The organism is Pantoea sp. E2023-21 (assembly GCF_051302795.1).
Classification (GTDB): Bacteria; Pseudomonadota; Gammaproteobacteria; order Enterobacterales; family Enterobacteriaceae; genus Pantoea; species Pantoea ludwigii_A.
Window position 1 is genome coordinate 2,823,580 of sequence record NZ_CP195344.1, and the last position, 16,025, is coordinate 2,839,604.

Annotated in this window: 12 protein-coding genes; 4 read left to right on the top strand and 8 right to left on the bottom strand. The window is 54.6% G+C overall.

Annotated features, from left to right (window positions below; translation table 11 throughout):
- Nucleotides 1–16: 16 nt before the first annotated feature.
- Nucleotides 17–934, top strand: coding sequence for an HTH-type transcriptional activator AaeR (gene aaeR, locus ACRQ84_RS13205; RefSeq protein WP_008101977.1), 918 nt, complete (start codon nucleotides 17–19; stop codon nucleotides 932–934).
- A gap of 47 nt (nucleotides 935–981) precedes the next feature.
- On the opposite strand, the gene tldD is transcribed toward aaeR, so the two are convergent.
- The 8 genes from tldD to csrD form a co-directional block, all read right to left on the bottom strand.
- Nucleotides 982–2,427 (bottom strand): metalloprotease TldD, encoded by a 1,446-nt coding sequence (tldD, locus tag ACRQ84_RS13210; protein WP_064738359.1) that lies wholly within the window; start codon nucleotides 2,425–2,427, stop codon nucleotides 982–984.
- Between the two features lie 64 nt (nucleotides 2,428–2,491).
- Nucleotides 2,492–6,310, bottom strand: coding sequence for an AsmA2 domain-containing protein YhdP (gene yhdP, locus ACRQ84_RS13215; RefSeq protein ID WP_483816318.1), 3,819 nt, complete (start codon nucleotides 6,308–6,310; stop codon nucleotides 2,492–2,494).
- Between the two features lie 40 nt (nucleotides 6,311–6,350).
- Nucleotides 6,351–7,820, bottom strand: a complete 1,470-nt coding sequence (gene rng, locus ACRQ84_RS13220; RefSeq protein ID WP_064738357.1) for a ribonuclease G — start codon at nucleotides 7,818–7,820, stop codon at nucleotides 6,351–6,353.
- On the bottom strand, nucleotides 7,810–8,403 hold the full coding sequence (locus ACRQ84_RS13225) for a Maf family protein (protein WP_483816319.1): 594 nt from the start codon (nucleotides 8,401–8,403) through the stop codon (nucleotides 7,810–7,812). Before ACRQ84_RS13225 ends, rng begins: the two co-directional genes overlap by 11 nt.
- Nucleotides 8,404–8,411: 8 nt before the next feature.
- Entirely contained in the window at nucleotides 8,412–8,900 is a 489-nt protein-coding gene (gene mreD, locus ACRQ84_RS13230; protein ID WP_064738355.1) for a rod shape-determining protein MreD, read from the bottom strand.
- Entirely contained in the window at nucleotides 8,897–9,931 is a 1,035-nt protein-coding gene (gene mreC / locus ACRQ84_RS13235; protein ID WP_483816320.1) for a rod shape-determining protein MreC, read from the bottom strand. Before mreC ends, mreD begins: the two co-directional genes overlap by 4 nt.
- Nucleotides 9,932–10,087: 156 nt before the next feature.
- The gene (gene mreB, locus ACRQ84_RS13240) at nucleotides 10,088–11,131 is read right to left on the bottom strand and encodes a rod shape-determining protein MreB (RefSeq protein ID WP_007891976.1); all 1,044 of its coding nucleotides are present in this window, start codon (nucleotides 11,129–11,131) and stop codon (nucleotides 10,088–10,090) included.
- A gap of 310 nt (nucleotides 11,132–11,441) precedes the next feature.
- Nucleotides 11,442–13,388, bottom strand: coding sequence for an RNase E specificity factor CsrD (csrD, locus tag ACRQ84_RS13245; RefSeq protein WP_483816321.1), 1,947 nt, complete (start codon nucleotides 13,386–13,388; stop codon nucleotides 11,442–11,444).
- Between the two features lie 324 nt (nucleotides 13,389–13,712).
- Here csrD and msrP point away from each other — a divergent pair, with 324 nt between their 5' ends.
- The 3 genes from msrP (at nucleotide 13,713) to aroQ (ending at nucleotide 16,005) form a co-directional block, all read left to right on the top strand.
- On the top strand, nucleotides 13,713–14,717 hold the full coding sequence (gene msrP / locus ACRQ84_RS13250) for a protein-methionine-sulfoxide reductase catalytic subunit MsrP (RefSeq protein ID WP_064738352.1): 1,005 nt from the start codon (nucleotides 13,713–13,715) through the stop codon (nucleotides 14,715–14,717).
- A complete protein-coding gene (msrQ, locus tag ACRQ84_RS13255; protein ID WP_483816322.1) occupies nucleotides 14,718–15,320 on the top strand; it encodes a protein-methionine-sulfoxide reductase heme-binding subunit MsrQ in 603 nt (200 codons plus the stop codon).
- Nucleotides 15,321–15,552: 232 nt separating this feature from the next.
- Complete coding sequence (gene aroQ, locus ACRQ84_RS13260) at nucleotides 15,553–16,005, top strand: type II 3-dehydroquinate dehydratase (protein WP_064738350.1); 453 nt, start codon at nucleotides 15,553–15,555, stop codon at nucleotides 16,003–16,005.
- Nucleotides 16,006–16,025 lie beyond the last annotated feature (20 nt).

Here is a 16,025-nt window from a genome sequence, read left to right on the forward strand (position 1 = left end):
TTAGTCAGAGTAAACAATGGATCGACTTAAAAGCATGTCCATTTTCGCCAAAGTGGTTGAATTGGGTTCATTTACCGCCGCGGCGCGCCAGCTACAGCTAAGCGTTTCGTCTATCAGCCAGATAGTCGCCAAACTGGAAGATGAGTTACAAGTTAAATTACTCAATCGCAGCACGCGCAGTATTGGCCTGACCGAAGCCGGAAAGATCTACTTTCAGGGCTGTCGCCGTATGTTAGCTGAGGCTTCCCAGGTTCACGAGCAGCTGTATGCCTTTAACAACACACCGATCGGTATTCTACGTATCGGCTGCTCATCAACGATGGCGCAAAATGTGTTATCGGCGATGACCAGCGAAATGTTACGCGAATATCCGGGTTTGAGCGTCAATCTGGTGACGGGCATTCCAGCACCGGATTTGATTGCCAATGGGCTGGATTTGGTGGTGCGCGTGGGTGCATTGCAGGATTCAAATCTGTTCTCGCGCCGTCTGGGCGCGATGCCGATGGTGGTATGCGCGGCGAAGAGTTATCTGGCGCAGCACGGCACGCCGGAAAAACCCGGCGAGATCGATAATTTTTCCTGGCTGGAATATAGCGTGCGCCCAGATAACACCTTTGAACTGGTTGCGCCGGAAGGATTGGTGACACGTCTTACGCCGCAAGGCCGCTTCGTGACCAACGATTCACAGACGCTAATTCGCTGGCTTAAAGCGGGATGCGGTATCGCTTATGTGCCATTGATGTGGGTGATTGATGAGATCAGCGCGGGTGAGATCGATATTTTGTTCCCGCAATATCACTCGGAGCCGCGCCCGGTGTACGCGCTCTATACCGAGAAAGATAAGCTGCCGCTGAAAGTGCAGGTGTGTATTGATTATCTGACCGAGTATTTCAAGCAGGTCGCGCAGCAGTATCAGCAGCATCGGAAGGGGTGATAATGCTCAGGTCGCCATGAATGGCGACCTGACAACGTCTGATGGGGTTACGCGGTACCACCCACGGTGATTTTATCCAGCTTCAGTGTCGGCTGACCAACACCTACCGGCACGCTTTGTCCCTCTTTGCCGCACACGCCCACACCTTTATCCAGCGCCAAATCGTTGCCGACCATTGAGATCTGCTGCATCGCTTCAATGCCCGAACCGATCAGCGTTGCGCCTTTCACCGGTTTGGTCACTTTGCCGTTCTCGATCAGATACGCTTCTGAAGTAGAGAACACGAACTTGCCAGAGGTGATATCGACCTGACCGCCGCCAAAGTTCGGGGCATAGATGCCGTATTCCACGCTTTCAATAATATCCTGCGGCGTCGATTTACCCGCCAGCATGTAGGTATTGGTCATACGCGGCATTGGCAGGTGCGCGTAAGATTCACGGCGACCATTACCGGTTGGATTGACGCCCATCAGGCGCGCATTCAACTTGTCCTGCATGTAGCCTTTCAGCACGCCGTTTTCAATCAGCATGTTGTACTGACCCGGCACGCCTTCATCATCAACGGCCAGCGAACCACGCAGGCCTTCAATGGTACCATCGTCAACCACGGTACAAAGTTCTGAAGCCACCAGCTGGCCCATTTTGCCGCTAAATACCGATGTTGCACGACGGTTGAAGTCACCTTCCAGACCATGTCCTACCGCTTCATGCAACAGCACGCCTGGCCAGCCCGCACCCAGCACTACCGGCAGCATACCCGCGGGTGCCGCCACGGCAGAAAGATTGACTAGCGCCATGCGCACGGCTTCACGCGCCCAGGCATCAGCACGCACATCACCACTTTCATCGGCGAGGAAGAATTCATAACCGGTACGCGCGCCGCCGCCGCTCGAGCCACGTTCGCGCTTACCTTGATCTTCCACCTGCACGCTGATGGAAAGACGCACCAGCGGACGAATATCCGCCGCTAGCGTGCCATCAGTGGCGGCCACCAGCACTTGTTCATAGACGCCGCTCAAGCTGGCATTCACTTCCTGCACGCGCGGATCGGCCGCGCGCGCCACTTTATCGACGCGGTGCAGCAGGGCAATTTTGTCTTCACGCGTCAGGCTGTCCAGCGGATTGACTGGCGCATACAGCGAACGATTCAGCACCGCCGACAAGGTGTGCGCTTTACCGTTGCCTTGTTCGCGCACGATGCTGCGCGCCGCTTCAGACGACTGACGCAGCGCATTCAGGGAAATCTGGTCGGCGTAGGCGAAACCGGTTTTCTCACCGCTCACGGCGCGGACGCCAACGCCCTGATCGATGTGGTAAGAACCATCTTTGATAATTTTGTCTTCCAGCACCCAGGATTCGTGGAAACTGGACTGGAAATAGAGATCGGCATAATCCAGACGACGTTCTGAAAGCTGCCCTAACAGGGAATAAAGGTCCTGCTGATTAATGCTGTTCGCAGTTAGCAACTGCTCACTTACCAGATTCAGAGTCATCGTTTCTCACTCATTATGTGCTCGGATAGTCATAGCCTGCGGCAATTACCCGACGGCGTCAAATTCACTTCTTGTTGTCTTCACGCGGTTTGCGCAGGACTTCATTGATTTCCGGCTTATCCAGCGGCCCGCTAATGTGGTAGCGCAGCAGTGAAATCTTGTTCCACAGTGGCCCCAATACTTTACTGGCGGCAAATACCGCAGCGCCGACCACCGGATTGATCACGAAGGCGGTGGCTACGCCGACCGAAGCGGAAATTTCCGGTGCGACCACCGCTTCCATGTCGATCTGCCGCTTCACCAAATCGATATTGCCCTTCATGGCGATATCCGCTTCCAGACCATCCACCAGCAGGTTATCGGTACGCATCACGCCATTTTCAATCCATGCGGTGCCGTTGATCGAATCGAAATAGAAGCCATCACTAAAGGTGTCGCTGAAATCAAAGCGCATCTTGCGTAACAACGCATCAAAGCTAAACAGACGCAGCAACTGCCCCGCGCGACCGGTATTGACATCGGCGATCTGGCCTTTGCCAAAGTGGGTTTTCAGCGTACCGCTCAGCGTCTCTTCCGATGGCTGCCACGGCGCAGAGCGCCAGTGCAGATCGTAATCGAGCTTAAACGGCGCATCGCGCAGCGGCGTATTCATGCCAAACCAGTTGGCAGCGTCATTAATATTGTCGCCGCTCAGGCTGCCTTTCAGCGAAGTGCGCTGATCGCCGGGTTTATTGACCCATTCACCTGCCACATTGAGTTTCGAGCTGCCGGAATCAATCGAACCGTTAGTAAGTGCTAACGTATCGCCTTGCGGCTGTAGCTTCGCCTGCATGTGACCAAATTTCTGTCCGCGCAACCAACACTCATCACAGTTGAGCTGCAACGCAGGCCAGCTGCGGAAATTGATGTTGCTGCTGTTACTGCCAAACGGCGATGATTTTCCGTCGGTTTTCTCCGCCCATTCAGGATTGTAGTAAAGATAGTTCAGGTTGATCTGCCACGGTGACTGCTGCGCCGTCTGCAAACTGCCGCGTGCCTCACGGCTCTCCAGCTGCAAACGTGTATTGCCGTCAGGGCGCTGCGTAATGGTGGCGTTAACGTCATGCCATTGCTGACCACCCAGCGTCAGCGCTGGCGTGCGAATAATGAAATCGCCCGGCAACAGGGCGCCGCCCACTTCAGGCTCGCCCTGCGCGTTACGCGAACTGCCTGTGCCAGCCATCATGCCCATCCAGGCTTCACCATCCAGCGGCGGGAGATTCAGCTCCATGCCGCGCTTTTCTGGCAGCTTAGGCGTGCTTTTCGCATCGTTAAGCCAGATACCGCGATCGACCCGCAGCTGTGGCTCCAGAATCCAGCGGCTGTTGAAACGATGCTGGTCGCGCACGCTACCGCTCAACGTAAAGCCTTTCAGATCACCGCTGGCGTTGATGGTAATCGGCATCGCTTCACCGGCCGGCTTATCCAGCGGTGCAGGTAAGTGACTACTTACTGCTTTACCATCACCTTGCAGTTCAACTTTGTAGGTTGCGCCACCTTTATGCGGCAGCGTGATATCCACATTACCTTGCCACGGTAAAGAACCGCTCAACTGACGCGTGATAGCGTCCGGTAGCGCCTTGAGTTTGCCCGGCTGCCAATCGCCCAGCAGCTTGACGTTCACGCCAAAGTCATTGGGATTCTCTTTGGTGCTAAAACTCACGCCGGTTGGCTGTCCGAACCAGTTCGCCTGTAACGCTTCACTTTCCAGATTGCCGTTGTTGTAACGGAAGCGTCCGGTAAGATTGTTCAGCGTGGTATTTAACGGCTTGATGTGCAGACTGTTATTGTTCAACACCACATTGCCGCTGGCGCGTACCTGCTCGCCATCCAGCGGAATATCGAGATTCAGCGTGCCGCGCACATTGCCGCCAATCTGCAGCTCCTGCAACGCCGCGCCAAGTGTCGGTTTCAGCGGCGTTTGCTCAAAATAGTCAGCAATCTTTTTGCCTTCGCCACTGATATCACCATCGATAATCAACTTCTCTTTCAGGTAATCCGGAATTACCGCGCTGACGTTACGCGCATCAACCTCACCGAGCTTGGTTTTATCCGCTTTCATCCACAAACCGTTGTTGAGGAAGTCGAGATTGATGTCGAGATTTTCCAGTGCAGGCCAGCCGGGCTGGAACTGGAAGGTGGAATTGCGCAGCGGCACCCAAACTTCAAACATGCCGTCATTGTGTTTGAACGGGAACAACGTCGGATCACCCGCAAACAGCAGCGTGGCGTTATCTACCTGCCCGCCTTTAATCGCATCACTGAGATAATGCGTGAGATCGTGCCCCATCAGCTGCTGCGGGAAATAGCGCCAGGCATCGCCAGCATCGGTGACGCGAATCCCGGCGAGAATATCGAGGCGCGGTGCGGTACCGAGATTCTGCTGGTAGCGGAAATCGCCGCGTGCCCATAGCGAACGCGCCTGCACATCCAGCTGATGTCCATCCAGCGTTAAGCCGTTGGCATCGCGCAGCCAGTTGAGCTGGCCGGTGATCTGTTTAATTTGCAGCGGCGCCTGGAACATGTCGCCGTACGGCACTTCAGCCTGGCCCATCGCCACGTCCAGTGAGCCATTATTCAAACTGCCGCTGGCGCTTCCGCTGAGATTGCTGATACCGGGCAACAACTCCCACTGTTGCCAGGCAAGATCGCGCCATTTTGCTTGCAAACGCGTCTGGTCCGGCTGTTGTAGCGGAATATCCAGCGCCAGCGCATCAATGTGGCCGCGCGGTTGCAGCGAACGCCAGTTATCCAGCAACGTTGGTGAAAGTGGCTTAAACAGGGGAACAATGGGGGCCAGGCGTTCCAGGTCGAGTTGCGTGGCGCGGACGCGCACTTCCGCCGCGCTGTTGGCACCGAGCATCTGCTTGTCTTCCGGCTTCCACAGCAGTGAAAAATGCCCGGGCGCCCACGCGATGCCGTCGGTGCTCAAACGGGTTTGCGGTACCGAAAGGCTCCAGCCATTCTGAAAGCGCGACAAGTGCGCAGTTAAGCCATCAACCTGCAACTGATGATCGCCCTGCTCGCCGCGCCAGCGTGCGCCGCCTTTACTCAGCAGCAGATCGCCGGCATAAACCTCGCCATCACGCAAATTCACCCACGCGGCGAGACTGAAACGCGCACTCTCAAGGCTGGTGTTGTCACGCAGCCATGGACCAATCCACGGCCGCACATCAACATCATCGGCTTGCATCCAGATGCGGCCATCGCTGAGTAAACCGTTGCTGTCGTTAAGATCGAGCCGCACCTGCACCACACCGTGCTGGCCGGTAAAGCTGGAAAGGCTGACTTCGCCTTCGGCGCGGTGACGCGTGTTTTCGTTTAGCCAGGTAAGGCGCGGAATGGCCAGTTCGGCATGTTGGCCGGACGGCGTGAGAAAACGGATGCTGCTGTCGCGCAGATCAAAGTGATCGAACTGACGCAAAAACAGATCGTTGATTTGCGCCGGTTTAAAACTGTTTTTTTGTTCGTCGCTGGTGAACAACGGATGATTGCTTTCGAGATGCAACTGCCAGAAGGTTAGATCGCGGAACTGCCAGCGCCAGTGCAGCAGCGACTGCCAGACGTTGAGTGCCAGATTAACGCGGCCGATGGTGAGCTGCTCATCTGCCTGCATCGAGACCTTGAGATTGCGCACCTGCAGCGTGGGACCGAAATTCTCCCATTTCCCCTGCAGTTCGCTAGCATCCACCGTAACGCCGCTGACGCGTGAGATCGTCTGCAGAATATCACTGCGATAGCTGTTGAGGTGCGGCATCGCGAGGCGCAGCCCGCTGACCAGCAGCGCCACAATAACGATGATTGCGGCGACCAGCAGTAACAAAATCCTCGGCAACCGCCTCACACACCTCTCCTTGCTGTCCGTTGGCTTACGGAACTCACGATCACATCATGACGACATCGAACTGCTCTTGGGTATAGAGCGGTTCAACATGAACGTTGACCTGTTTACCGACGAAGATCTCTACTTCCGCCAGCGCATGCGACTCTTCGCCCTTCAGCGCGTCGCCCACTGCCGGTGAAACATACACCAGGAACCGGTCGGAATCGTAGGCATGGTGCACGCGCACAATTTCACGCATGATCTCATAGCAGACGGTTTCCACCGTTTTCAGCGTACCGCGCCCTTTGCATACCGGGCAGTCGGCGCAGAGTACATGTTCAATACTTTCACGCGTACGTTTACGCGTCATTTCAACTAAACCCAGCGCCGAGAAGCCGTTGATGCCAGTTTTCACCCGATCTTTGCTCAGTGCGCTTTCCAGCGAATGCAGCACGCGGCGCCGATGTTCGTCATTACTCATGTCGATGAAATCGATAATGATAATGCCGCCGAGATTACGCAGTCGTAATTGACGCGCGATCGCCTGGGTTGCTTCGATGTTGGTGTTGAAGATGGTCTCGTCGAGATTGCGATGTCCAACAAACGCGCCGGTGTTGATATCCACCGTGGTCATGGCTTCGGTTTGATCGATGATCAGATAGCCGCCGGACTTCAGCTCAACCTTACGCTCCAGCGAGCGCTGGATTTCATTCTCAACGTCGAACAGATCAAAAATCGGCTGTTTACCGCTGTAGAGCTCCAGCTTGCTGGCCATTTCCGGAATGTATTCACTGGTGAATTCCACCAGTAAATCGCAGGTCAAACGCGAGTCGACGCGAATGCGATCCAACGCGGCGCCAGCGAAATCACGCAGTACGCGCTGCGCTAAGGCCAGTTCGCCGTACAGCAGGCAGCGTGTCTGATTGCGCTTTTTGCGTTCGCTGACTTTGGTCCATAACCGTTTCAGGAAGGCGGCATCCTGCGCCAACTCTTCTGAACCAATGCCTTCCGCGGCAGTACGAATAATAAAGCCACCCAGGTCGTCACAATAAGCCGCAACTACCGCTTTCAGGCGCTCGCGCTCGGCTTCCGTTTCAATACGCTGCGACACACCAACGTGGGACGCGCCGGGCATAAACACCAGATAACGCGAAGGCAAGGTAATGTCGGTGGTAAGGCGTGCGCCCTTAGTGCCGAGCGGATCTTTCACCACCTGCACCATCAAATCCTGGCCGGGACGCACCAATTCGCCGATGTCACGCACGACAAAATTTTTCTTCTCGTCACCCGCCACGCATTCGGTGTGCGGCATGATGTCAGAGGCGTGCAGAAAGGCGGCTTTTTCCATGCCGATGTCGACAAAGGCCGCCTGCATACCAGGCAAGACACGACTCACGCGTCCTTTATAGATGTTACCCACGATGCCGCGTCGTGCTTCACGCTCAATGTGGATTTCCTGCAGAATGCCGCCATCAATATAGGCAACACGGGTTTCCGAGGGTGTCACATTTACCAGCAGTTCAGCCGTCATCTTGTCCCCTTAACGCCCGCAGTGACTGAAAATGGTTCAGCAGCTCGCTGGTTTCGACCAGCGGCAATCCCACTACGGCGTAATAGCTTCCATTAATCTTGCGGACAAAATTGCCGCCAAGGCCCTGAATTCCGTACGCGCCGGCTTTATCCATCGGCTCGCCACTGGCGATATAGTGCGAAATTTCCTGCGCCGTCATCTTGCGGAAGGTCACATCTGTGGTCACCAGGCAATCCAGCTCACGCTGCGAATCGGCCAACGCCACGGCAGTCATCACCTGATGAGTTTGTCCCGATAGCTTACTCAGCATCTCGGCTGCATGCGCAGCATCTTGCGGTTTTTCCAATACTTCACCGTTCAGCACCACAATGGTATCGGCACCCAATACCGGCAGATCCTGCTGCGCCACCGCTACACCCGCGCGCGCCTTATCTGTCGCCAGACGACGCACGTAAGCTTCAGCCGCTTCATCTGGCTGACGCTGCTCTTCTACGTGGGTAATCAGGCGCTCAAATTGCAGACCAAGCTGCGTTAACAGCTCACGTCGACGCGGTGAACCGGATGCGAGGTAGAGGCTAATCATAGTATTCCTTACTGAACAGCGAATTGACGGCGAATCTTTCTCATCAATAAGAATAGCCAAGGCCAAAGGACGCCGTCGACCACACTACTCCAGAAGATTTCCGGGCGGAAAGAGACATTGATTACCAGGAATTCTGCCCAGAAAACAATCACATCCACCGCAAGGGACAGCACCATAACCATTAATGCCTGCTGCCACAACGCTAAGTTTCGGAATAACTGAAATTTAAAGGCCACCAGATACGCGATGATGCTGAACGCCAGCGCACGCACGCCCAGCGTTGAACCCGCCACCAGATCCATGATCGCACCGAGAAAAAAACCGGTACCGACATTGACCCGATGCGGTAGCGCCAGCACCCAGTAAATCAGGATCAGCAAGAGCCATGAAGGCCGGAACATAAAGATCTGTTCCGGCCACGGCATGATTTGCAGGATAAGGGCAATCAGAAAGGACAGCCAGATAACCCATCGGCCCTGGCTGCGATATCGACTCAAGGCTGGCCTCCGCGTGTGTTCGCAGAATTCCCTTGCGAACGACTGCTGTTAGCAGGTTGCGGTGGCCCCATTTGCTGAGACGACTGCATCGTATCGGGTGCCGGAGGTCCCATTTCGCCTGCTGGCGGCAGAACCTGCGGCATCATCTGCATCAAGCGTTCGTTGGCAACGCGATGCACTTCGTCCGGTGCCATGGGTGCCACGCCGTTGCGATCCGCGCCCCACAGCAGCAGCAGATAGCGCAAACGCTGTAAGCCAGCCGCTGGACGCGCCTGAATCACCGTGTAAGCACGCTGTGTATCGACTTTTACCGAGGAGACCACGCCAACCGGATAACCTTCCGGGAAGCGGCCACCCAAGCCAGACGTGACCAGGACATCGCCCACACGAATATCCGTGTTGCCCGGCAGATGTTCCAGCTGCAGATCTTCGCTACAGCCATTACCGGCGGCAATCACACGAATATCATTACGCAGCACCTGAATCGGTAACGCATGCGATGCATCGCAAATCAGCAAGACGCGGCTGGTAACCTGGCCCACAGCGACCACCTGACCGACAACACCTTTATCGCTGATCACCGGCTGGCCTTCGTAAACACCGTTTACGCTGCCTTTGTCGATGACCACCTGATCGGTATAAGGATCAGTACCGGTGGAGATAACCTGCGTCACCATCTTGTGCTCATCCTGGCGCAGCGGCGAGCCAAGCAGTTCTCGCAGACGCGCATTTTCCTGCTTATATTGCCCCAGCATCAGCAAGTCACTGTTTTTCAGGAAGAGCTCACGGCGCAGTGCTTTATTTTCCAGCTCCAATTGCTGACGTGACGCCAGCGTTTCGGATACGCCATCAAGAAGTTGTCTTGGCCCGTTGGCCAAAAAATAAAATGGACTGACCGACGTGTCCAGGTAGTTGCGGATCTGGGAAAAGGAGCTCACACGACTATCGGCGATGATAATCGCGATAGCCACAATGACTGCCAGAAAGAGGCGCAACTGCAGGGAAGGTCCCCTGCTAAAAATCGGCTTCATAAATTCTGCGTGTTCCTCGACATCAGGGAAGAAGCGTTAGCCGTATAGCCAACGCCTCCAAGGCTGGACGCATCTCGCCGTCGTGCGTTGAAGCAGCAGCGTCAGCATAGGCGCTATTCCCTGCGCAATTTGACCAGGGCCTCAGCCGTTGAGGAATTACTCCTCGCTGAACAAATCGCCGCCATGCATGTCGATCATTTCCAACGCTTTACCACCGCCGCGTGCTACGCAGGTCAGCGGATCTTCTGCGACGACCACCGGAATACCGGTCTCTTCCATCAGCAGGCGATCCAGGTTACGCAGCAGCGCACCACCACCGGTCAGCACCATGCCGCGCTCGGAGATGTCAGAAGCCAGTTCTGGCGGGCACTGTTCCAGTGCAACCATCACCGCGCTCACGATACCGGTCAGCGGTTCCTGCAGCGCTTCAAGAATTTCGTTCGAGTTAAGCGTAAAGCCACGTGGCACACCTTCTGCCAGGTTACGGCCGCGCACTTCAATCTCGTGCACTTCATCGCCCGGATAAGCAGAACCGATGCCGTGCTTGATGCGTTCCGCAGTCGCTTCACCGATCAGTGAACCGTAGTTGCGGCGAACATAATTAATGATAGCTTCATCGAAGCGGTCACCACCAATACGCACAGAAGAGGAGTAAACCACGCCGTTCAGCGAGATCACCGCCACTTCAGTGGTACCACCACCGATATCAACCACCATGGAACCGGTTGCTTCAGAAACCGGCAATCCTGCACCAATCGCCGCAGCCATTGGCTCTTCAATCAGGAAGACTTCGCGCGCGCCTGCCCCCTGTGCAGATTCACGGATAGCGCGACGCTCAACCTGGGTCGCACCCACCGGTACGCAGACCAGCACACGTGGGCTTGGACGCATAAAGCTGTTGCTATGCACTTGCTTAATGAAGTGCTGCAGCATTTTTTCGGTGACGAAGAAGTCGGCGATAACGCCATCTTTCATAGGACGGATAGCAGCGATGTTGCCCGGCGTACGGCCAAGCATCTGCTTAGCGTCATGACCGACAGCCGCTACGCTCTTTGGGGAGCCGGCACGATCCTGACGAATGGCAACCACGGAAGGCTCGTTCAACACGATGCCTTGTCCTTTCACGTAAATCAGGGTATTCGCGGTACCCAGGTCAATGGACAAGTCATTGGAAAACATGCCACGAAATTTTTTAAACATACTAAGGGATAATCCTGCAAGCTGGGGGCGGAAAATAAAATCCGCCTACTTTACCAACCACGCGAAGCCGCTACAAGGCGCAAAAACGTTCTGCTTCGGTGAAAAAATACGCTGAATAATTTTTTGGCCTGATTGTTTCGTCTTTCGCCGTTGTTAAATGGCGTTAACTCGCCGTTTTAACCCAAATTCACCCGGCGTGAGCGGGTGAATTTCGACATAAAATCTAACATTTCCAGCCGCCAGGATCGCGCGCTCCGGCACAAATAAGCGAGATAAACAGCCATCAGCCCGCACTTCGCGCGCTGAAGGTTTAAATTCGATAACGTTGCGAGTGTTTCTTTACATTACTGTTGACCGGCAGCGATGGCGCAAAGAAATCGCCCTGCCCGCCTGAAACACCCAATCCCGACAGCGTTTGCCACTCCGCGCGTGTCCGCACGCCTGCGGCAAAAACCTGTGTCGGGGAAGACTTACAAACTTCCAGCAAACTTTGTACAAACAGCTGGTTCTCTGTTCGACGTTCAATATTGCGCACCAAGCCGGGCGCCAGCTTGATCACTTCAATCGGAAATTGCTTGATATAAGCGCTGCTGACTACCGTCAAACCGGCCTGATCCACCGCGATGCGGCAACCAAATGCGCTTAACATATGGAAAACCGGCACTAAACGGTTGAGGTGTTGACAAACGTCGGCCTCAGCAAGTTCAAATAAAAAACGTTTTCTTTGCGATTTGCTGCACTGCAGCAGCAATTTTTGCAGCCAGCGCTGGAAAGGTCGCTGCAACAGCGAATCAATATTCACTGGCAGTGCCAGCGTTTCATCGGGCCAAACTTCAGAAAGCGCCGCGATGCGCATGACTAATTGGCGATCCCAACTGTCGGTCATGCCAAGCTGCAATACCAGCGGCATGAATTCAGCCGATACCACTTCTTTATCTCCATCGAATACGCGCGCCAGTACTTCGCGATGGTGGACTTTTCCATCCAATAACACTGCGGGTTTCTGATACAGACGTGGGCCGCCACGATTGAGGGTGTTCTCCAGCAAGGTGCGCCAGCGCACGCTGCCGCGCCCCATGTCTAGCGTATTGCCTTCACCGATCGACCAACTATTGCCGCCCTGCAATGCCGCACGGCGCGTTGCCATTTCAACATTCTCCATCACCTGCGACACGCTTTGCCCGCTGCGCCACGCGCTGATGCCGATGTGGATCAAATCGTCGCGATCGACCATGCGCATCGGCGGCAATGAATCAACGGCGTTGATCAGTTGGTCGGCAATGCTGTTGGCTTCTTTTAAAGTACGATGCGGCAACAATACGGCGAAATCACTACGGAAATAACGTGCCAGCAGTGCGCCCGGATAGCGCAGCACAAAGGTCGACAGCATATTAATCAGGTCAAACAGATACTCTTCCACCAGCGTTGGGCCAAGAGTTTCGTGCAGCGTATCGAGATCCGGTAGGCGCACCATCATCACCACGCCGTGCGTGCCCACATCTTCCTGATCTTCCAGTAAGGTTGCGAGCTGGTTATCGAAGAACAAGCGATTGTTGAGGCCAGTACGCGAATCCTGAGCGGCAAAGGTGCGAATTAAGGTATCGATGCGTAAACGCTGCTCGCCCGCTTCCTGCAAATCGCCCAGCAGCGTGTCAATCGCGCGACTGGCTTTCGGTGGCCATTCGGCTGCATCGTTATTACGTGATGTGCGTTCGCCAGCCAGAATACGATCGGCGCGCGCTTCCAATTGTTCCATATTCTGCCAGCGCCGGTTCAACCAGCGGTTGGTCATCACCAGTAGCACGCACATAATTGCGACGACGGTAAAAAGGACCACCAACGTATATGTGCCGGTAAAGGAGCGAAATAGCGTTTTGGCCGGATCAAGCACCACCACGCGCAGTTCAAGGCCCGGGGAATGCGTCAGGGGCAAATCAAACTGAACGAAGCGATTGGGCTCATCTTCTAACATTGGATTTTCGTGGCGGGCTAAACTGAATATTACGGTATCGCCATTGAGCAACTGCATCTGCTCAACGTTGACTACAGGCATCATGCGCGTCAGCCATTGCGTAATGTCCTGCGGCGATTGTGTCGCCAGCGCTTTATCCACTTCCGTCGCGAGGGTTTGCATACGCGTTTCCACGCGCTGCTGCGAAAGCCAGATAAAACTAAAAGCGCAGCCCACCAGCATTAACAACATCGCCAGTAAGCTTAATAAAGTAATAAACGCAGAAAATTTAGTTGTTAATCGCATCCCTGTGCCTGCATCACTGCGGTTATGAACGGTGTGAATCCGTCGACGCCACTCTTACCATTGGCGTAAACCTGAGCAAAATAGCACAAATCATTGCGCGATTCAGCGCCAGACAGGCATCAAAATCGCACATTACACCGCTTGATAAGCGCTACGGCGCGAGTATAGCGTTAAACATGGATGGCCTGACGTTGATATGGGCTTTTTCGTCCTATTCTCAAAGGGGCCGCTTTGCCAGGAAATTTCACATTTTTCCCGGCAAATTCGCGCCCGACGCTGAAGTTGAGCATGCTGGTTTTAACTTACTATTCACAGGAGAACGTCATGAACCTGAAGCACTTGCTCACAGAGGCCGACGTCACGCCAGAAAGCGTCTTTAATATGCGCCGCCGCCAGGTACTGAAAGCGTTAGGATTAGGCGCAGCAGCGGCCAGTTTGCCCGGCACGGCGCAAGCCGATGTGCTGAGCTGGTTTAAAGGTAATGACCGCCCGCCCGCACCCGCCGGCAGAGATTTAGATTTTACCAAACCGGCCGAGTGGCAGGCCGATTTGCCGCTCACGCCCTTTGATAAGGTGTCGGGTTACAATAACTTTTACGAATTTGGTCTGGATAAAGCCGATCCTGCCGCCAATGCTGGAACGCTAAAAACCGATCCGTGGAAACTGCGCATTGAAGGCGAAGTGGCCAAACCGATAACGCTGGATATGGATGACATCTTCAAGCGTTTCGCGATGGAACAGCGCATCTACCGTATGCGCTGCGTTGAAGCGTGGTCGATGGTGATCCCGTGGGTCGGCTTCGAGCTCAACAAGCTGCTTAAGCTGGCCGAACCCACCAGCAACGCACGCTTCGTCGCCTTTGAAACCCTGTACGCACCGGACCAAATGCCAGGCCAAAAAGATCGCTTTATCGGCGGCGGGCTGGATTATCCCTATGTTGAAGGTTTGCGCCTTGATGAAGCGATGCATCCGCTGACGCTGTTGAGCACCGGCGTATATGGCAAAGCGTTGCCACCGCAGAATGGCGCGCCGATTCGGCTGACGGTACCGTGGAAATATGGCTTCAAAGGGATTAAATCGATTGTAAAAATCACACTGACTCGCGATCGTCCGCCAACCACCTGGAGCCAGATCGCCGCCAATGAGTACGGTTTCTACGCCAATGTAAACCCGCATGTGAATCATCCGCGCTGGTCTCAGGCTACTGAACGCTTTATTGGTGCGGGCGGCATTTTAAAGGTTGATCGCCAACCTACCCTGCTGTTCAACGGCTACGCGAAAGACGTCGCTTCACTGTATCGCGGCCTGGATTTACGGGAGAACTATTGAGTGCGCCTCTCTTTACGCCACATCACCGCCCTGAAAGTCGCGCTGCATCTGGCGGCTTTTCTGCCGTTTGTTTATCTGTTTATGGCGGCAACGCAGGGCTGGCTGAGCGCTGATCCGGCAAAAGATATCCAGCATTTTACGGGCAGAATGGCGCTAAAGTTGCTGCTTGCCACGCTGCTGGTTAGCCCGCTGACGCGCTACCTGAAACAACCGCTGCTGATTCGTACGCGCCGTTTACTCGGCGTGTGGTGTTTCGCCTGGGCGAGCCTGCACCTCACCAGCTATTACCTGCTGGAACTTGGCTACGATCATCTGCTTTTACTTGGCAGCGAGCTGGTTTCCCGTCCTTATTTGTTACTGGGGATGATCAGCTGGACCATTCTCTTCGCCCTTGCGATCACATCCTTTCAGCGCATGCAGCGCAAACTCGGTCGTCGCTGGCAAACGCTGCATAACGGCATCTATCTGGTCGCGATCCTCGCGCCTATCCACTATCTTTGGTCTGTGAAAGTCCTCTCACCGCAGCCGGTGATCTACGCCGTACTGGCTATTGCGCTGTTAGCGTGGCGTTACAATAAGTTGCGTAAACTCCTCCACAGATAATCCCCGTATGGTTGTGTTCTTCCCGCGATTTCTGTTAAAAAGTGTGGCCTTCGGGCCGCATTCGATCAACTTCGCAGATAAGACCAGTATTTTGCTGCGAATGTCGACGAAACGGATATAATGCCCGGCTTTATTGCAAGCGAAGTCTTCTTTTTCATCCGCAAGGGTGACAAACGCGAGATGCCGCGGTATTTTACGCGATGCCTTACTGATTGCAGGAGATAGCAGCAAGATGGCGCACAAATTTCACATACTGCTTTTAAACGGTCCCAATTTGAATTTACTGGGAACGCGCGAGCCTGATAAGTATGGTCATACTACGCTGGCGCACATCGTCGGCGATTTGACGCAGCAGGCCGATCAGCACCATGTGAAATTGAGTCATTTGCAATCGAACGCAGAGTATCAGTTGATTGACCGAATCCACGAAGCCCGCGGCAACGTGGATTACATCATCATCAATCCTGCTGCGTTCACGCATACCAGCGTTGCACTGCGTGATGCCCTGTTGGCGGTTAGCATTCCTTTTATCGAGGTGCATCTCTCAAATGTGCATGCACGCGAGCCGTTCCGACATCACTCCTATCTTTCCGATGTATCTGCCGGCGTCATCTGTGGACTTGGCGCTGATGGATACTCTTGGGCTTTACAAACGGCAGTAAAACGCCTGTCACATTCCAATTAAACAGAGTACGGAACCACACT